At 36.8% G+C, this 19,125-nt stretch carries 15 protein-coding genes and 2 tRNA genes; 8 read left to right on the top strand and 9 right to left on the bottom strand.

Going from position 1 to position 19,125, the window contains the following annotated elements; translation table 11 throughout:
- Positions 1-574 precede the first annotated feature (574 nt).
- Together AOB46_RS10075 and AOB46_RS10070 are read left to right on the top strand one after the other, a co-directional pair.
- Positions 575-964, top strand: coding sequence for a hypothetical protein (locus AOB46_RS10075; protein ID WP_062698878.1), 390 nt, complete (start codon positions 575-577; stop codon positions 962-964).
- Between the two features lie 10 nt (positions 965-974).
- On the top strand, positions 975-3,545 hold the full coding sequence (locus AOB46_RS10070; protein WP_062698877.1) for a DUF4132 domain-containing protein: 2,571 nt from the start codon (positions 975-977) through the stop codon (positions 3,543-3,545).
- A gap of 87 nt (positions 3,546-3,632) precedes the next feature.
- Here AOB46_RS10070 and AOB46_RS10065 read toward each other — a convergent pair whose 3' ends face one another.
- Together AOB46_RS10065 and AOB46_RS10060 are read right to left on the bottom strand one after the other, a co-directional pair.
- Positions 3,633-5,072 carry a serine hydrolase domain-containing protein gene (locus AOB46_RS10065; RefSeq protein WP_062698876.1) on the bottom strand — a complete coding sequence of 480 codons (1,440 nt, stop codon included), beginning with the start codon at positions 5,070-5,072 and terminating at the stop codon, positions 3,633-3,635.
- Between the two features lie 101 nt (positions 5,073-5,173).
- Positions 5,174-5,935: a hypothetical protein gene (locus AOB46_RS10060; protein ID WP_241489189.1), complete on the bottom strand. Its 762-nt coding sequence runs from the start codon at positions 5,933-5,935 to the stop codon at positions 5,174-5,176.
- Between the two features lie 307 nt (positions 5,936-6,242).
- Here AOB46_RS10060 and AOB46_RS10055 point away from each other — a divergent pair, with 307 nt between their 5' ends.
- Positions 6,243-6,941: a class I SAM-dependent methyltransferase gene (locus AOB46_RS10055; RefSeq protein WP_062698875.1), complete on the top strand. Its 699-nt coding sequence runs from the start codon at positions 6,243-6,245 to the stop codon at positions 6,939-6,941.
- Positions 6,938-8,146 (top strand): hypothetical protein, encoded by a 1,209-nt coding sequence (locus AOB46_RS10050; RefSeq protein WP_062698869.1) that lies wholly within the window; start codon positions 6,938-6,940, stop codon positions 8,144-8,146. Before AOB46_RS10055 ends, AOB46_RS10050 begins: the two co-directional genes overlap by 4 nt.
- Before the next feature lie 355 nt (positions 8,147-8,501).
- Here the strand turns inward: AOB46_RS10050 and AOB46_RS10045 are convergent.
- The 4 genes from AOB46_RS10045 to AOB46_RS10030 all read right to left on the bottom strand — a co-directional run bounded on the left by AOB46_RS10045 (position 8,502) and on the right by AOB46_RS10030 (position 11,111).
- Positions 8,502-8,575: transfer RNA gene (locus AOB46_RS10045), tRNA-Asn, on the bottom strand.
- A gap of 359 nt (positions 8,576-8,934) precedes the next feature.
- A tRNA-Asn gene (locus tag AOB46_RS10040) sits at positions 8,935-9,008 on the bottom strand.
- Positions 9,009-9,088: 80 nt separating this feature from the next.
- Positions 9,089-10,570, bottom strand: a complete 1,482-nt coding sequence (rseP, locus tag AOB46_RS10035; RefSeq protein ID WP_062698867.1) for an RIP metalloprotease RseP — start codon at positions 10,568-10,570, stop codon at positions 9,089-9,091.
- 103 nt (positions 10,571-10,673) lie between these two features.
- The gene (locus tag AOB46_RS10030; RefSeq protein WP_062698865.1) at positions 10,674-11,111 is read right to left on the bottom strand and encodes a DUF6646 family protein; all 438 of its coding nucleotides are present in this window, start codon (positions 11,109-11,111) and stop codon (positions 10,674-10,676) included.
- Between the two features lie 107 nt (positions 11,112-11,218).
- On the opposite strand from AOB46_RS10030, the gene AOB46_RS10025 reads away from it, so the two are divergent.
- Positions 11,219-11,971 carry a nitrilase family protein gene (locus AOB46_RS10025; RefSeq protein WP_062698864.1) on the top strand — a complete coding sequence of 251 codons (753 nt, stop codon included), beginning with the start codon at positions 11,219-11,221 and terminating at the stop codon, positions 11,969-11,971.
- A 68-nt stretch (positions 11,972-12,039) separates the two neighbouring features.
- Here the strand turns inward: AOB46_RS10025 and AOB46_RS10020 are convergent, their stop codons facing one another.
- The 3 genes from AOB46_RS10020 to AOB46_RS10010 are packed head-to-tail and all read right to left on the bottom strand — an operon-like array spanning position 12,040 to position 14,136.
- Positions 12,040-12,339, bottom strand: a complete 300-nt coding sequence (locus AOB46_RS10020; RefSeq protein ID WP_040999599.1) for a thioredoxin family protein — start codon at positions 12,337-12,339, stop codon at positions 12,040-12,042.
- Positions 12,340-12,356: 17 nt separating this feature from the next.
- Complete coding sequence (locus AOB46_RS10015; RefSeq protein ID WP_062698861.1) at positions 12,357-12,722, bottom strand: rhodanese-like domain-containing protein; 366 nt, start codon at positions 12,720-12,722, stop codon at positions 12,357-12,359.
- A 4-nt stretch (positions 12,723-12,726) separates the two neighbouring features.
- Complete coding sequence (locus AOB46_RS10010) at positions 12,727-14,136, bottom strand: MBL fold metallo-hydrolase (protein ID WP_062698859.1); 1,410 nt, start codon at positions 14,134-14,136, stop codon at positions 12,727-12,729.
- A 381-nt stretch (positions 14,137-14,517) separates the two neighbouring features.
- Here AOB46_RS10010 and AOB46_RS10005 point away from each other — a divergent pair, with 381 nt between their 5' ends.
- The 3 genes from AOB46_RS10005 (at position 14,518) to lysA (ending at position 18,986) form a co-directional block, all read left to right on the top strand.
- Positions 14,518-16,044, top strand: coding sequence for a helicase HerA-like domain-containing protein (locus AOB46_RS10005; RefSeq protein ID WP_062698970.1), 1,527 nt, complete (start codon positions 14,518-14,520; stop codon positions 16,042-16,044).
- A 259-nt stretch (positions 16,045-16,303) separates the two neighbouring features.
- Positions 16,304-17,527: a PolC-type DNA polymerase III gene (locus tag AOB46_RS10000; RefSeq protein ID WP_062698857.1), complete on the top strand. Its 1,224-nt coding sequence runs from the start codon at positions 16,304-16,306 to the stop codon at positions 17,525-17,527.
- 259 nt (positions 17,528-17,786) lie between these two features.
- Positions 17,787-18,986, top strand: coding sequence for a diaminopimelate decarboxylase (lysA, locus tag AOB46_RS09995; RefSeq protein WP_185113861.1), 1,200 nt, complete (start codon positions 17,787-17,789; stop codon positions 18,984-18,986).
- The last annotated feature ends 139 nt before the right edge of the window (positions 18,987-19,125 follow it).

Genomic DNA, 19,125 nt, shown 5'->3' with positions numbered 1-19,125 from the left:
AACAAAAAGCGTGCAGTTTCTTGTAAAAAGATCATAATTTTTAACGTTTTATGCGATTAATCACAAAACTACAAATGTAACGAAAATAACCGTATAAGATTGTGTGCTGTAAGAGGTTCTGTATGAATGTTCATAACTGTTTCTTTGACTGCGATTGCTGCGGGTTTTTCAGAAGCGGTGTGGATAAGTCTGTAAAGCTTTGAAACTAAGAAATCTGGGAAATTAAAAAGAATGTTGATTACGCAAATAAAAACATGTTTTGTGGATTGTTCTGTATCTGGTTTTACATCAATTCACATTTTATCCACGGCTTTTAAGGTCTTTTTCACAGATGATTAACTTATGATCCACATCTTTTCCACGGCTTATCCATAGATTTTCATAGGCTTTTAAACAGCTTACTAATCGTATTTTAACAGCATGCCAACACGTTTTCCACATGTTTTCCACAATTGGGGATTAAGAAACGCCTGAAGACGGAATATTCTCTTGGCTAGTGTTGAAAAGTAAAGGAAAAATGGCTATTTTAGTCAGGGTAAAGGCAGAATAATTTAATCTGAAAACACTATAAATTATGAATATTATTATTTCTGATGAGCTTCTGAACGGTACAGTTACCAATCAGGTTGAGATCCGGCTGGAGAATGAAATCATTTCTGTAGAAGAGCTTATTTATAAAAGAGTTTCCATGGAAGTGGAAAACTACAACAGCCGTCTGCCTGAATATTTCAACGGACTTGTTGAGCCTCTGGATGCAGAAAAAACTCTTAACGGATATAAATTAAAAAAGAGGCAGATGATAGATGCTGAAAAACAGACTTATATTGCATTAGATGCCTTTCAGAAAAACGGTTTCTTTATTCTTGTAGATAATGAACAGGTGGATGATCTGAACCAGAAGATTGTTTTGAAAAGCACCTCAAAAATCTCTTTTATAAAACTTACTCCGCTTGTAGGAGGATAATCATCAGAATATGGGAATATTTGATCAGATAAAATCCGCTGTAGGATTAGATAACAAAGAAAATAAAGAGTTCCGGGAGACTTTAAAGCAGTCGGTAGGGCAGTATGAGAAAGTTTCCAATTATTTTTATACAATCACTTTTTCAGAGATACAGATTTACAATGAGGTGGTTAAAAAATGGGATGACAGCAAGAAAGCCGATTTTATTGTATTTCTTACCTGTGCCGCTGAGAAAAAGAAATCTTTCAGAAATACCTCTAGTGATCCGGTGTATAAAGAAACCCGGATGGCTTTCTCTTATATCCAGACCCTCTTTAAATCTAAGATGAGACTTACAGAAGAAAAGCTGCTGAATATATATCAGGCGTTCTGTAGCCATACGGCTGAGGCGGATTATTATAACCACGGAGCTATTGCCTGGCCGCTTGCCGGATGGTTTAAACAGGTAGAGTTCAGCTTTCCTGATGAGGCTCCTGAACGCATTAAAAAAACTCTCAACGAAATTTTAAGTTTTGAGAAAAAGCCAGATGTTTATTACTACAAAGAACATATTAAACTGGAAGAAAAAATCAAATCTTACCTTCATAAAACAGGTGATGGAAACCATGTTTTCAGGCCGGTTTATTTTTTAGGTGAAGATGCTTTCAGAGATTTTGCCAACGAATTAATAGATCTTCAGAAAGAAGATGAAAAATCATGTTGGTTTGAACTTGTCGCCATTGCGCAAAAAGCTTCAGGCGGGAAGCCTTCTCAAAAATTTCTGAATGAAGCAAAAGGAGTTATTGACCGCCTGGGATCTGATAAATTCAAAAAAATAACCCATGAGTGGTTCGGGTTTATCATCAATCTTAAAGAATCGATAACACAGCATGAGCACCGGTATAATAATCAGGTTTATACTTATCAGTCCAGTGAATTCCTGAGTGCTCTGAATGCTGATGCAGTTAAAGGCTTTGTCTGGATGTCATCATGGTTTCATGATAATGCAACGATACAGACAATCGGTAAATTGGCGGAGCGGAGCTTTAAAAAAATTCCTGAAAAAGGACCGGCTGCAGCGGGTATAGGAAATGCCTGTCTGTATACACTGTATGCGTCAAAAGGGCTGGATGGAATTGCGCAGCTTTCGAGATTAAAATTAAAAATTAAGCAGAACAATACGCTGAATCTTATTGAAAAATACATCAGAGAAGCGGCAGAAAAATTAAAGATTTCTTCAACCGAGATTGAAGATCTTGCAGTAGATGATTTTAAACTGAAGGATCATAAAATAACCTATGAAGTTGAAGGTTACACCTGTGTTATTGAACTTACAGGAATCGGGAAATCTGCCTTAAGGTGGTTTAAGCCTGACGGATCAGAACAGAAGTCCGTTCCGCAGGCAGCAAAAGATAATGCAGCCGCCAGATTAAAGAAAATCAAGGACACCCAGAAACAGATCGATCAGACTACTTCATCTCAAAAAGAAAGGTTTGACAGGATGATGAGAAGCAGCAGGGTTCTTAGTCTTGATTATTTTAAAGAGAAATATCTTAACCATGGCCTTCTTTCATTTGTGATCGGAAAAGTGATTTTTAAGTTTTCCAAAGAAAAAGAAGAGCGGCTGGCTGTTTATCTGAAAGGAGAGTGGATTGATATTGAGTACAACATCATTGATATTGAACAGTATGACACGGTTTCTTTATGGCATCCGGTAACGAGCGGTACTACTGAAGTCAGGGCATGGAGGCAATTCCTAATGGAAGGTGAAATTCAGCAGCCGTTTAAGCAGGCGTACCGGGAAATTTACCTTCTTACAGAAGCGGAGATCAACACCAGAACATACAGCAATAGAATGGCTTCTCATATCCTTAAACAGCATCAATATGTTACACTGGCTAAAGGCAGAAACTGGAAAGCAAGACTTATTGGAGCCTGGGATGGCGGAGACAATGATACGGCAGAGCTGATGATGCCTGAATATCATATTTCTGTTGAATACTGGGTAAATGCCTTAAATGCCAATGACGAATTCAATGCAACAGGAATCTGGAATTATGTAACGACGGACCAGATCAGGTTTATTAATACAGAAACGGATGAGGTCATGAACCTTATAGATGTTCCTGCTGTCGCTTTTTCAGAAGCAATGAGAGATGTGGATCTTTTTGTAGGAGTGGCCAGTGTGGGGAACGATCCTGCCTGGAGCGACTCTGGTGGTCTGCCTGCGTACAGGGATTACTGGCAGTCTTATTCCTTCGGTAATTTATCTGAAATTGCTAAGAGCAGGAAAGAAATACTTCAGAATCTTATTCCGCGTCTGAAGATCGCATCAGTAACCCATATTGAAGATAAATTTGTTGTGGTAAAAGGAAAAATCAGAACCTATAAAATCCATATCGGAAGTACTAATATCCTGATGGAGCCTAATGATCAGTATTTGTGTATTGTTCCGGACAGAAGTAAAAAAGAGGCCAGCAATGCTTTGTTTTTACCTTTTGAAGGGGATAACGGTCTGTCTGTGATTATTTCAAAAGCACTCTTACTGGCGAATGATGATAAGATAACGGATTCTACCATTACTTCACAAATCAACAGGTAATCAATGTTTCCTGGATTAACAGAATAATAAAAAAAGACTTACGCATCTGTGTAAGTCTTTCTTATGAAACAGTTTGCTCCATATCAATTATTTTTTATCTGCCGCTTCCATGGCTTGTCTGATCTCTTTGATCTTGTTCTCAGCATTATTGTTTTGAGGATCCAGTTCAAGAGATTTTGTATAGTTTGCTAAAGCAAGCTTGTAGTTTTTAACAGCAAGATACCCTTCACCTAAGCTGTCAAAAACCATTCCTGATTTTGGGTGTTCTTTGACATTCATTTCAAAAACTTTGACAGCTTCATCAGCTCTTGAAAGGCCAAGCAGGACGTAGCCAATGGTATTTATTGTATTTTCAAAATCCCATGTCGGATTCTTGGTCTTAATACTGCGATATTTTTTTTCTGCATCAGGATTTCCTTTTTTCATGAATTCGGAAATGATGGATTCTTCGGCCAGCGAATAGGAGTCTTTCAGGCGGTTGTCTACGATCTGGGCAATATGATTGGCCATATGATACTGAACCGGGAACCCTTTGTATCCGTTGTACATAATGATAATGGATAAATCGCGGTCCGGACAAATTTTGTAAACGCTTACATTGCCTCCGGAAAATCCATAGGATGAAATCCCATTCATTTTGTTGATTTCCCAACCGTAGGAAAAAGGGTATGTACTGTTTTCATAAATAAAAGGCTGCCACATCATTTCCTTGGTTTGTTCCTTCAGAAATTTATTTTTATTGAACTCAATGCTCCATTTTAAAAAAGAAGGAAGAGTAATGGCCAGACCGTTCCCGGAATGAGATCTTACACCGCTGACGTGTTTTGATTTCTCATATCGGTCCCACTGCGCATTATAGTCATATTTTACAATCCTGTTGGGGATATTTTCAAGAGAATTGGATGAGAATACAACTTCTTTTCGGGATTCCGGAAACTGATTGTTGATAATAAAGTCTTCAAAATGCTGCCCTGTTACTTTTTCAATAATCATGGTAAGCAGAAGGTAATTGGTTTGATTGTATCTGTATTCATTACCTGTTTTAAAATCCATTCTTTCATTGAACAGCCGTGCCAGTGACTCCATGTTGGATGCATCAACAGAAATATCATTGAAATAGATTATGTCGGGAATTCCTGAAGAGTGGGTCAGAAGATGTTTTATTTTAACTTCTTTCCATGCTTCCGGCAGATTATCAAAATATTTTGAAATAGGATCTTCCAAAGCGATCTTTCCCTGCTCAATAAGTTGAAAAACACCAACATTGGCCATCAGTTTCGTCGTAGAATAAACCCGGAATATTGAACTGGGATTAACTTTTTTAGGGCTTTCCAGTGTTTCTGTACCGTAATACTTCTGATAAATAACCTGATTGTTTTTGATTATCCCGACAGCCAGTCCGGGTATATCACTATTTTTCATCACATCTTTTATATAATGGTCGATTGATTTCGAAAGCTCTGCTTTTTGAGAATATCCCAGAAAAGGAAAGAGCAAAAATAGCGTGGTCAGAAAAGATAATTTCATTTATTAAGTCTAGTTTTATTCTGTTAAGACAATTTCTGCTTTTATTTTATTAAATGGATATAAAGGTAACTGTTCAAAAAAAGAAATGTCTGTGGATGTTTTTAATCAGTAGTTAATGTCCCGTTTTGTCTTAAAATGGTCTGGCCGTCTTTTTCTACTTCTAGATTAGCATCTGCACCGTTTTCTTCAGCGATAATATTTCTGTAAACTTTATAAGTATAATTTCCGCTGGTAAAAATGATCACATGATTGCCTCCGCTTCCCTGAAAATCAAGCTCACCGTTATTCAGGATAAGGTCCGGGCGGGTATTTTCTTTGTTGCCTGCTTTCCAGGAAGCGTATCTGTATTTATCGTCAGAAACTTTGTCAATCCTGATGAGGTATTGTTTCGTCTTTATTTTGTATACCGGGATTTTAAACTTTTTCAGGGAAATATGTACACTTTCTTTCTCCTTTTGAATAAGCTTTTCTCTTAAGTTTTTTTCAAAAGGACTTTCGTAGTTGACAGCCGCTATCTTTCCCGCATAGCTGTCTATCCATACCAATCCGTTGTCCAGCATAATACCTCTCCAACCGACTTCCGACCATTGGCTGGTTTTTGAACGGGCAATCTGGTTAATAAGAACTTTATCAAAAATTTCACTGAACCTTTGCTTAAATTCCTTTTTGTTTTTAATGTCAGGAATAGGATATTCCCTCCGCAAGGGGTAATTGATCATATTTGAAATGTCATTTACATTGTTCCTTTTAAATAAAGAGATGATGTTGTTGACATTTGCTTTTTTAGAAGCATCAAGTTCTTCGCCCTGTGCGTGAATGAAACTATACATTAGCAGGACTAATACTAAAAGTCTGAATTTCATTTGTAGGTTTAAATAATTGACTGTGAAATTACTGAAAATAGATGGTCATTGTGAAAATTATTCTTTGGGTTTACTGATGTAATCTTTTATCAGAATATAAAACTGATAAAATAGAGAATTGTCCTATCTATGTTGTTAAATTTCAGATTGTATAGTGCTAATCATGCAATTAAGGTGAAATAATGGAGACCCATTTCTATTTTGAAAATGCTTTTTCTCAAAATACCTATTCGTGAGAAGGTGGTATGATGTATTTTGTTAATGGAGTATGTTGTTTTTTTTATATTTGACTCAAACTGTCTTATTTATGGAGACTTCATTTAAAGAGAAATTTTACGAACGTATTGATGATGAATACAAGCTTTATTACATGACTCCTTTTGTCAATGAAATTTCCAATTTTTTGGATAGAAACAAGGGTGATTATCAAAATGTCCTGGATTTTGGATGTGGATTTGGTGAATTATCAGATGTTTTCTTTCAAACAGGATTTAAGGTTACCGGTATGGATTCTGATATTGAGAGAATAAATGAAGCAAAGGTAAAATATCCAAATATTAATTTCTTGAATTATAATTATACGGATTCCCTCCCTTTTCCTGATGATTCATTTGATGTGATTTTTTCTAATAGTGTACTTCAATATATCAGTCATGATGTTTTTTTTCAGGAATGTCTACGGGTTTTGAAAAAAGGCGGCTGTGTCATTTTCCTTGAGAATCTAAAAAATAATCCTATTACAAGAGTTGGAAGGATTTATTTGAAGTTTAAGAAGTTTGATTATCAGTCCTATCCGTGGAATCATTTGACGTTGAAGGAGATTCAGAGAATGGAAAGATTCTTTACTCCTGTTACGGTCAAAACTTATCATGTTCTTGGTCCTCTACTTTATATATCCAGATTCAAATTTCTGAAATCCTTCTTAAAAAGGCTGGATAAGATTTTGATGAGTCTTACCTATACAAAACATATTTCCTGGCTGGCTCTAATTATTGGTAAAAAATGATAACAAAAAAGTATTCAGAAATAAATGTAATAAACTTTGTTCCCTTTATGTATAAAGTAATAAGGGCTAATAAAGCGGAGGAGTTTTTGTCGTTTTTAATATGGGAATTTTCTTGGCGTTTTTTTAAAAAAAATATTAATCAAATAAAATTTAATAATACTGTTTCTGATTTAATAGTTCATGGAGGGGTTAATGATTTTGATGCTATTTCACATGTAAAACTCCAAAAAAACCTAATAGATTTTAATCTTGTAATAGTTGATCATTATAGAATATTAGGCTCTAGAGTAAGTTCTCCAACAAAACTCTTTTTTCAAGATAGTTATGGAAATATTGATGAAGGCTTTGATTTCGGAAGTGTTATCGATAGCATTTTCATGGATAGTCGAAAAAATATTTTTGTTTGTAGTGAAGGTATGGTATTTAGATCCAAAGATCTAGGCTTAACATTTGAAAAAGTTTTGGATTTTTCCTCAGTTGAAAGTAAATTTTTATTTGAAACGATAACCGAAACAGAAAATAATGAATTATTAATTGGAGAATATGCCAATATTGAAAAAGATGGAAAGTGGGTTTTTGTAGGAAATGTATATGTGTCATACAATGAGGGGGATACGTGGAATAAATTTGATTTTTTAAAAAAATATATCAATAAACATATTCATATACTTAAATGGATCAATCAATTAAGATGTCTGGTCCTTACTGAAGGGGATGACAAAAAAAGTATTTGGATAAATAAATCAAGTAATTATTCATCACAAAGTATAAATGAAAAATCAGGATGGTTTAGACTGAATAAATTTCATATTCAGAAAGGAGGTTATACCAGTCTAGTTGAGACAAAAGAAAATATAGTGTTGGGAACCGATTATTATCAAGGAACAAACTTTATTGTATCTACAAAAGATTTTAAGACCTTCAATTCTGTAGTAATTCCTGATCCATATCGGCGATCTGCAATATTTCGGATGCTTTATTTGGAAAATGAGACCATTTGGGCTAGCTTATATAATCACTTGAGTTCTAATAGAAGTTTACTTATGTATTCAGAGGATTTGGGCAAATCGTGGCATAAATTTTTAGAATATGATGGATCTAAAATTAAAATAAGTATGATTAGTAATTCGATTGAAAATCATTTTTATATTTTATTGGAAGACCTAGTGACTAATGAATTTAAGACCTATATTATCTCTCATTAAAAATTGTGTAGGTGTATTTTAAATTGGATCTACAGAAACGTAGGTCTTTTTATTCTTTTTACTGACTATAATTTAGATGTGGAAACTTTCAAATGTTTTTTCGTAGCTCATGCGATTTATTTGTGGCATCCATCACGGCTCTTCTCAATTCAGTTTCCTAGGACTTCAGATAACGAAATCTTCATCAATATATGTTATGGCTCTGAATCACCAAATTAAAGCAATGAAAATCGGTTATGGTTTTGAATCCTATGAACGTCTTCAATACTATCATTGTTTCGTTATTGGTGATATTGTCTATAAGCTATCAAAGGCTATAAACAAAAAAAGACCTACATTTCTGTAAGTCTTTTAGCTCCTCCTGCTGGGCTCGAACCAGCGACCCTCTGATTAACAGTCAGATGCTCTAACCAACTGAGCTAAGGAGGAATTTTCCTTTGTTTTAAGTGGTGCAAATATAATAGGAATATCAGTACCAAGCAAATTTTTATTTCCTAATATTAAACGAAATTGGCTATCCGTTTATTTTTCAGGAAAATAAAATTGTGGAAACCTTAAATTTTTTTTGAGGGCATTTAGAGTATGCGTACAAATTGAATCACTTTGTCGGTGATGAAGCCGTTTTTGCTTATTTAGGTGAAGTATTGTAAGCGCAAATTCCTTTGTGGGAAAATAATTCCTCATTAGGCCATTTAACCATATGTTTTATCTTATCTTTTGGCCCGATCCGTTTAATTTATCAAAGATTATAAACAAAAAAAAGACCTACATTTCTGTAAGTCTTTCTGCTCCTCCTGCTGGGCTCGAACCAGCGACCCTCTGATTAACAGTCAGATGCTCTAACCAACTGAGCTAAGGAGGAATGTCCTTTGTTTTAAGTGGTGCAAATATAGGACGAATATTTATACCCTACAAATATTTTCTGAAAAAAATTGAAAAATCTTATAAACTTCCGGTAAGCCATTTGAAAATATCGCTTCCGAAGATCAGTATCATCAATCCAAGCAGGAAGATAACTCCAACCATCTGAGCGTTTTCCAGTATCTTTTGTGGAACCGGTTTTCCGGTAATCACTTCCCATAATGTAAACAGTACGTGTCCTCCATCAAGCCCTGGAATCGGGATTAGGTTAAGGAAGGCAAGCCATACAGAGAACATCGCTGTGAAGCCCCAGAACATCGTCCAGTTGATGGATACATTTCCTTCTTTAGATTTCTCTACCGGCATATTCTTGATAATAGCAAGAGGTCCGCCCACTTTCTTATAGCCCTGAACCTTTTTATTGAAAATAAGTTTAAACTGCTTAACCTGGTATGTTAAACTCTCGATACTTCTTGTGTAGCCTCTTCCGATAGCCTGTGCAAAAGTAAAGTTTTCAGTTTTTGCATACTTATTCATTTGCTTGTAAGAAGAAATTCCTAAAGTTCCCTCTTTTGAAACCTCAAGACTTAGCGGAACCTGTGCTCCGTTCCTCAATACCTCTACATTAATTGTTTTCCCCGGATTTTTACTCACAGCAGTGCGGAACTCATCATAATAAGCAATTTTTTGTCCGTTTACTGAGGTTACCTGGTCACCAACTTTTAAACCGGCTGCTGCTGTTTTAGGATTGACAATAGTATCAACTACTGCTGCAAATCTGGGCGTAAGGAAGGCTCTTGGGTTTTCATCTTTGAACGCCATAGCTTTCCCGTCATCATTCGTATTGAAAGTAAGTTCTTTCCCATCTCTTAATACTGTGATCTCATCACTTAATAAAATATCAAGAGATAATTTGTCAAGGTTGTTCTGAACTTTTCCGTCTACCTTTAGGATCTTATCACCATCTTTAAAGCCCATTGCTTTGGCGATTTCCGTGTAATGCATAGGAGCATCCACTTTAGACGTGTCAAAAGACGTTTCCCCGTTGAAATAAGAAAGACATCCGAATATGATCCATGCCAGGAAAAAGTTCACGGTAACTCCGCCAAGCATAATGATCAGACGCTGCCAGGCCGGTTTGGATCTGAATTCCCAGGGCTGTGCAGGCTTTTTCATCTGCTCTTTGTCCATGCTCTCATCAATCATACCTGCAATCTTCACGTATCCGCCGAAAGGAAGCCATCCTATACCGTATTTGGTCTGTTCAGGATGTTTTCTCCAGTCGCTGTCCGGGAGTTTGGATATATCAATAGGAACCTCCTTTTTCTCTCCGTTTACTTCAATTATTTCTGTATCAGGAAGGTTTTTGGATATAAATTTATACTGCCATTTTCCATTGATCTTCTTCATTGAGAAAATTGAAAACCAGGGATCAAAAAACAGGAAAAATTTCTCTGCTCTGGTTTTGAACCATTTCGCTGGTAAAAAATGTCCAAGCTCATGAAGAACTACTAAAATAGAAATACTTAGTATGAACTGGAAAATCTTGATTGCTAATTCCATTAATAAATTTTAGATTTTAATTTGCAAAGGTAACAATTATCAAAACTATGCCAAATAAAAAAGCTCCTCAAAATGAGAAGCTTTGTCATATATGGTAGGATGATTACAGATTGAAAGAAACTCCCAGGCTGCCATTGTTGCCCACTTCGGCAAAAACACCCACTTTTTCCGTGAAGTAGTATCGGGCTCCGATATGTGCTCCGATCCCGAAATCTTTTCCTAAAACGCCAAGATCAACCCCCGGATAGATATCCCATTTTGAAGGAAGGCCAAGTGCTTCCTGAAGGTGAAAATTAAGCCTTCCGAAAACAAAAACACGATTATCCTTATCGTTGTCCTTATAATCGCCGAAATAAGCGTTAAGTCCTGCTCCAATGGATAAAAGTTTGTTCAGTCCGTAGTCATAAGTTCCCGTAACCCCTGTTCCGTATCCCCAGGCATTAAGCCCCAGCTGAATCTTCTGGTCACCTTTTCCCGTCCAGGCCTGAGCATTGGCTGTTCCGAAAAAAGCAATCATAAACACAAAAAACAATTTCTTCATAAATTTTACATTTTTAATTGAATGTGATGAATAAAAATATCCGCATCAAAAATAGAACCGAAATCAATGGAAAATCGTATTTTTATTGAAGTTTTTTAACAAAGTTTATGAAAATTGCAGGACTTAATTTAGATATTGTCTGGAAAAATAAAGATAAAAACTTTCAGCTGATTGAAGAACAATTCAGAGATCATCATGCAGATCTGTTTTTATTACCCGAGATGTTTTCTACAGGTTTTTGTATGGATGCCGCAGAAGTTTCAGATAAAAATGAAGAATCTCTGGAATTCCTGAAAAAGATTTCCCGTGAAAAAAATGCAGCCTTTTGCGGAAGTGCTCCGGTAGAGGAAAACGGGAAGTTTTACAACAGGATGTATTTCGTACAGCCTGATGCTGAAACCGTTTTTTATGATAAAAGGCATTTGTTCTCTTTTTCTGGAGAAGATAAAGTGTATACTCCCGGAAATAAAAGGGTGATCGTTAATTATAAAGGATTCAGAATACTGCTGCAGGTGTGTTATGATCTGCGGTTTCCTGTATTTGCCAGAAATAATGACGATTATGATGCGGTTCTGTATGTGGCAAACTGGCCTGAAAAAAGAGTAGGAGCCTGGGAACATCTTCTGAAAGCCAGAGCGATTGAAAACCTGGCCTTTGTTTTTGGTCTTAACAGAATAGGAACCGATGGAAACAGCCTTTTCTATCAGGAAAGCTCACATTGTTTTTTTGCAGACGGAAAAGAAATTTCAGAAAAGAACGCAAATATCATTACGGCAGAACTGAATATGGAGGAATTAAAAAGTTTCAGGAAGCACTTCCAGTTTCTGAATGACAGAGACCAATTTGCTGTTGAATTATAAGATAAAGGCGGGATTGATATTCAGATAAATACGTTTTATCTCAACATCAATCCCGGCTCTAAAACCTTTTAAGCATATTGTTTAAGCAGTTCCGTTAATGTATTCACATCGTGAACCCCGCTTTCTTTCCATAAAAGTTCACCGTTTTTGAAAACGGCAAGAGTAGGAACACCCCGTACCCCATATTGAGCGGCTAAGGCCGGATACTGGTCTACATCTACTTTGATGATTCTGGCTCCTTCGCCTACGTTTTCCTTTACTGTATTCAAAACAGAAGACTGGACTTTGCATGGCTGGCACCATGTTGCGAAAAAGTCAATCAGTACCGGCCTCTCTGAGTTAATGATTTCCTGAAATTTTTGTGACATAATTCTGGTTTTAGATTTTACTGTTTTTCGTCCTGAATGGCTTTTACATTTTTCCAGCTCGTTCCGTCATAAACTTCCACACCATTCTTCTTTAGAATTTCCATGGCCTGATCTGCCTGAATTCCCTTATTGCAGAAAACAACGACTTTCTTTCCTTTAAGAGCGTCAACATTATTTTGTATTTCTGCCAAAGGAATATTAATGGCGCCCTTTGCAGTTCCTGCATTATACTGTTCAGGAATTCTTACATCTACCAACGTGGCATCTGAACTATTAACCACCTCACGAAGGTTTGTCTTCTGGATATTAGTTGTGCTGTTTGATTTACAGGATGTTAACGCTAAAAGTGATATGAGAATAAATCCGGAAATTGTTCTTTTCATCAGCTTACAAAGTTTTTGACTGGCAGACAAAGTCGGTTGTCGGAAGTTTTTCTGTTTTTTTAATTCCGTTAAATCCTCCTTCAATTTCAGTAAAGTTTCTGATTCCGTGAGAGTTAAGGATGCTTGCTGCAATCATGCTTCGGTATCCTCCTGCACAGTGAAGGAAAAAATGTTCAGTGTCATCAATGCTGTGTACCCAGTCACTGATGGTATCCAGAGGTTTGTTGTAAGCATTATCTATGTGTTCTGCAGTATATTCACTAAGCTTTCTTACATCAATTACAATGGAATTTTCATCAAACTGTTCCGCAAATTCGGTCGGAGAAATTCTTTTGATTTCATCCGTTTCATTTCCTGCATTTTTCCATGCGCTAAAGCTTCCGTCAAGATATCCCAATACATTATCAAAACCAACTCTGCTCAATCTTGTGATGACTTCTTCTTCAGTTCCCTCATCAGTCACCAATAGCAATGGGTGTTTTACATCTACGATAAGAGTTCCCACCCATGGTGCAAAGTCTCCTTTTAACCCAATATTCACGGAATTAGGGATAAATCCTTTATGGAATTCTACAGGACTTCTTGTGTCCAGAATCAAAGCACCTGTATCTTCTGCCAATGCTTCGAAGTCACTTGCTGGAACAGGAGTTAATCCCTTGTTCATTACCACATCCAGGCTTTCGTAACCACCTTTGTTCATGGCAACGTTCATTCCGAAATATTTTGGAGGAGCTGTAAGTCCGTCAAGCACTTCTCTTATAAACGATTCCTTATCCGGCTGGTTTAAGGCATAATTGGTTCTTTTCTGATTTCCTAAAATATCTACGGTTTCTTTCTGCATATTTTTTCCACAGGCAGAACCCGCACCGTGTGCAGGATAAACCGTTATGCTGTCATCCAGGGGCATAATTTTACTCTGAAGACTGTCATATAAAATTCCGGCAAGATCTTCCTGGGTAAGACTGGTTGCTTTTTGGGCAAGGTCAGGTCTTCCCACATCCCCCAGAAATAAAGTGTCCCCGGTGAAAATAGCAGTCTCAGTCCCGTTTTCATCAATCAGAAGGAAGGTAGAACTTTCCATGGTGTGTCCCGGAGTATGAAGAACCTTTATTTTTATTTTTCCGATCTCGAAGATCTGGTTGTCTTCAGCAATGACAGCCTCAAATTCAGGCTGGGCAGTCGGACCGTATACGATAGGCGCACCTGTTTTTTTGCTCAGGTCCAGGTGGCCTGAAACAAAATCAGCGTGAAAATGCGTTTCAAAAATATATTTTAAGGTAACATTGTCTTTCTCCAGACGGTCAAGGTAAGGCTTTACCTCTCTGAGCGGATCTATAATAGCAGCTTCGTTTTCTGATACAATATAATAAGCTCCCTGAGCCAGACAGCCCGTATATATTTGTTCAATTTTCATGAGGGTCTTTTTAAAATTTTAGATAAAGATACAAAGTATTAGATGAAATGTAAATGAAATGTTAAATCCGGATGATAGTTTCTGTCAATATTTCGTGTCTTTTCAGCTGTAAAGTCCTTTATTTTCAGGTAAAAAAGGGTGTAAAAGAATGACGGTTTGGCAGGCTGTTTTTTGTCATGTCCGGTAAATGAAAATATTTGCGTATTGTCCGGACATTGGGTATTTTATTCCTGTTTTTTTATTTGCATGGTTTAAAATTTGCAGATGACATCGCCTGAAAATGCATTTCTGAAAATATTAGCTCCGGTTTTTCCGGAATATTATTTTAATGACTGAATATTTTATAAAAACTTTTATATTTATATGTTAAAAAAAGAACAAATGGCAGATAAAGCACAATTTATTGAAGAACTGAATGCAAGATATACTCCGAAAGGAGAACATATTATATTAGGAAAAGGAATGCTGGACGGGGAAGTCGTTACTGAAGTGAATGTTACGATTCCTTTAAAGACTATTAACAGGCACGGACTTATCGCAGGTGCTACCGGAACAGGTAAAACCAAAACACTGCAGGTTTTTGCTGAACAGCTTTCCCATGCAGGAATTCCTTCTTTAGTTCTGGATATAAAAGGTGACTTTTCAGGGATTGCAGAAGCTGGCCAAATGAATCCTGTTATTGAGGAACGGTATGCAAAAACACAGCTTCCCTACAATCCGCAGGCATTTCCGGTGGAACTGATGAGCATCTCAGGAGGAAAAGGCGTGAAGTTAAGAGCTACCGTAACCGAATTCGGCCCGGTTTTACTAAGCAAAATCCTTCAGCTGAACGATACCCAGCAGAGTATTATGTCTATCGTATTCAAATACTGTGATGATAAAGGGCTTCCGCTGATTGATCTGAATGACCTGAAAAAAGTACTTCAGTATGTTACAGACAATGCGCAGGGTAAAGCTGAACTTGCTGCGAACTACGGATCAATTGCTCCGGCTTCTTTAGGGGCTATTCTGAGATCAATCGTTGCGCTGGAACAACAAGGTGCTGCAAGCTTCTTTGGTGAGCTGAGCTTTGATGTACATGATCTTCTTGAAACAAGAGACGGAAAAGGAGTAGTTAATATTCTAAGAGTATCCGATATTCAGAATAAGCCTCAACTGTTTTCTACTTTCATGCTTTCGCTTTTTGCAGAGATCTATATGACTTTTCCGGAAGAAGGAGACAGCGGAAAACCTAAGCTTGTTTTATTCATTGATGAAGCACATCTTATCTTTGATGAAGCTTCAAAAGCACTTTTGTCCCAGATTGAAACCATGGTGAAGCTTATTCGTTCCAAAGGAGTAGGGATCTATTTCATTACACAGATTCCGGGAGATGTGCCTGAAAATGTATTGTCACAGCTGGGGCTTAAAATTCAGCATGCATTACGGGGCTTTACGGCAAAAGATAAGAAAGAGATTTCAAAAGCCGTGGAAAATTATCCGACTACTGAGTTCTACAATGCCTCCAATCTGATACAGAACCTGGGAATAGGAGAAGCATTTGTGACAGCTCTTGATGAAAAGGGAATTCCGACTCCGCTGGTGCACACGTATCTGATTTCACCAGAATCCAGGATGGATGTACTGAACGATGCTGAGATCTCGGAACTAACCTCAAGATCAGCCATGGTTGCTAAATATGAACAGGCTATAGACCGTGAATCAGCTTATGAGATGCTGACCAGCAGAATGGAACAGGCGGTTCAGAATTCAGCTCCGACACAAAAAACAAAGACAGTAAAAGAAGAACCGGGGATGTTTGAGCAGGTACTTCAGAGCAAAGCCGGAAGAACTTTTACCAGTACTCTGATGCGGGAAGGTGCAAAAGCTATTCTCGGAATGTTTGGGCTTGGAGGAAGAAGAAGATAGTGAAACTTAATTTATATCGATAAAAAATAACTGTTAGAAAGAAGAGTCTCAGCTTTTTAGTTTATTCATCTTTTCAATTTGAATCTGCCCGGAATTCGCATTAATGAACGGTTTACTGTTTTTGACATATTTTTTGTTATTTTAGCGGGGCTGCCATTGATCATAGATGGAAATTGGAGCGGGTTCTTATGAGGGATTGTTTCATGACAGGATTTATTAATTTGAACTTAAAAAAACAACAGTATAGCAAGAAAATTCAATGTATTCAATTATAGATATAGAAAGTAATGGTGCAGGTTATAGAAATGAATGCATTATAGACATTGCCATCTACAGATATGATGGCCAGAAAATTACTGACCAGTTTATATCTCTTGTTAATCCGGAAAGTGATATCACTCCTTTCGTACAGAAACTCACAAGTATCACCCCTAAAATGGTGAAAACAGCACCAAAATTCCATGAAATTGCCAAGAGAGTCATAGAAATTACCGAAAATACAACATTGGTAGGTCACAATATCGATTTTGATTACAGAATGCTGAGACAGTCATTCAAAAGGCTGGGCTATGATTTTAAGATCAATACCTTAGATACCATTCCTTTGGCTAAAAAACTGATTCCCGATGAGGTAAGCTACTCTTTGGGGAAACTGGTTAAGTCATTGGGAATTCCCCTTACCAATCATCACAGGGCAGACGGAGATGCAAGGGCAACGCTGGAACTCTTCAAGCTTTTAGCTTCAAAGGATACAGAAAATGAGATTATTCAGAAGCAACATGAAGAGTCTAATGCCAAAAGCTATATCAATAAGATTAAAGAACTTACACAGGACCTGCCTAATGAAAAGGGGTTTGTGTATTTTCAAAATGAGGAGGGGAAAATTATTTTCTCAGATTATGTTCAGGATATCAATAAATTCTCAAAAAAAGTCTTTAATTCCAAGTCTAAAAAATGGGAACAGGTTCAGAAGGACGTAGAGCAGATCAATTATGAACTTACAGGAACAGATATTATTGCCAGGCTGATTCTTAACTCCAAAAATATCAGGAAAAGAGAAAATCTGCCTTTCGGGCTTTACTTCAGAAATAACAAATACGTTGTTGAAAAGAATAAACTGAATAAAACAGAAAAACCAATCATAAAATTCAGGTCATTCACCCAAGGGACAAAAGCGGTACAGTTTATCAGTTCCCAGGATGAGTTCAACGATGTCAATGCTTTCAAAAAGAAAATAGATTTCAGAAAAAGAAACGAGCTGTGGCTGGGTACCGGCCGAAAACTGGGTGAAAAATTATTTTTGATCATTGAAAACGGGAAAGTGGTGTCCTATGGTTTTTATGAGCTGTTTACGCAGATACAGACATTAAGTAAGCTTGCTAAATTGAAAATTAATCTTCCGCTTTCTTCAGTGGATTTAAATAATGAATTACAGCTGGCACTCCTTCGTGGCGACTTTGAGACATTACCTTTACCAAAATAACAGGAAAATTTACAGAGGTAATTTTATATGCAGGAATGGCTTTTCCAATCAATTACCTTCCAAATGAAAAATAAATAGTATTTTTGCAAAAAAATAAATAAAAGCAATGCAAATTTTTAAACAAATAAAAACCGGAAAAAAGGGAGCTGTAAAGTTCTCTAAGGTTTGGAATATTTAAAAGGGTTGTCTTGCATAAAAAATAATTAATGCGGCAGACTCTTTTCGAAGAATCTGCCTTTTTTTATGTTAAAATGAAATTATGAATTCAAAAGATTTGCTACAGATTGCCAGAGAACATGGCACACCGGTGTACGTTTACGATGCTGAATCTATTAAAACTCAATACGAAAAACTTACATCATCTTTTTTAAAACACACAAAGTTCTTTTATGCGGCTAAAGCGCTGACGAACATTAATATTCTGAAGTATGTCAAGAACCTGGGGGCCTCTTTGGACTGTGTGTCAATAAATGAAGTAAAGCTTGGATTGAAGGCAGGATTTCCTAAAGAAAAAATACTTTTTACCCCCAATTGTGTAGATCTTGCAGAAATTGAAGAAGCAATGCAGCATGGTGTACATATCAATATTGACAATATCTCTATTCTTGAGCAATTTGGAAATAAATTCGGGAATTCATATCCCATTTTTGTAAGAATCAATCCGCATATTTTTGCAGGCGGAAACTATAAAATTTCAACAGGACACATTGACAGTAAGTTCGGGATCTCTATCCACCAGCTTCGCCATATTGAAAGAGTAATGAAAAGCACGAACCTTAATGTAGAAGGTCTTCATATGCATACGGGAAGCGAGATCAAAGATCCGGAAGTTTTCCTTCAGGCGCTGGATATTATGCTTGAACTTTCTGAGCATTTCCCGAATCTTAAATATCTGGATATGGGAAGCGGATTTAAAATTCCTTATCAGGATAGTGAAGAGGAAACAGATGTGAAAACGCTGGGTAAAAAAGTAGAAAAAGTACTTTTAGAATTTGCAAAATCAACAGGAAGAAAATTTGAACTTTGGTTTGAACCGGGAAAATTTCTGGTAGGAAAAAGCGGCTATCTTTTAGTGAAAGCAAACGTGATTAAACAAACCACAGCAACAGTATTTGTTGGGGTGAATTCAGGATTCAACCACCTGATCCGTCCCATGTTCTATGATTCTTACCATATGATTGAAAACCTTTCCAATCCTAAGGGAGCCGAAAGAATTTATACCGTAGTTGGAAACATCTGTGAAACCGATACTTTCGCTTGGGACAGAAAACTAAATGAAGTAAGAGAAGGAGATATTCTTGCCTTTCATAATGCAGGAGCTTATGGTTTTGAAATGAGCTCCAACTTTAATTCAAGATTAAAGCCGGCTGAAGTATTATTTTTAGACGGAAAAGCCCATCTGATCCGTAAAAGAGACGAATTTGAAGACCTGCTGAGAAACCAGATCGAAGTAATCTAGGTTTATTAAAAATATATCATTCAGACTCCGCAGTAATTTGCGGAGTTTTTTAATACCTTTTAACGGTTGCCAGGCCCCGGAATTAAATGCATCTGGCACTCTTTTCAGAATTTACTCGTCTTAGCATAACTTTCATCCT

Source organism: Chryseobacterium indologenes (genome assembly GCF_001295265.1).
GTDB lineage: Bacteria > Bacteroidota > Bacteroidia > Flavobacteriales > Weeksellaceae > Chryseobacterium > Chryseobacterium indologenes_A.
Note: the sequence above shows the minus strand (reverse complement) of the source record. Positions and strands in the feature narration are given on the sequence as shown.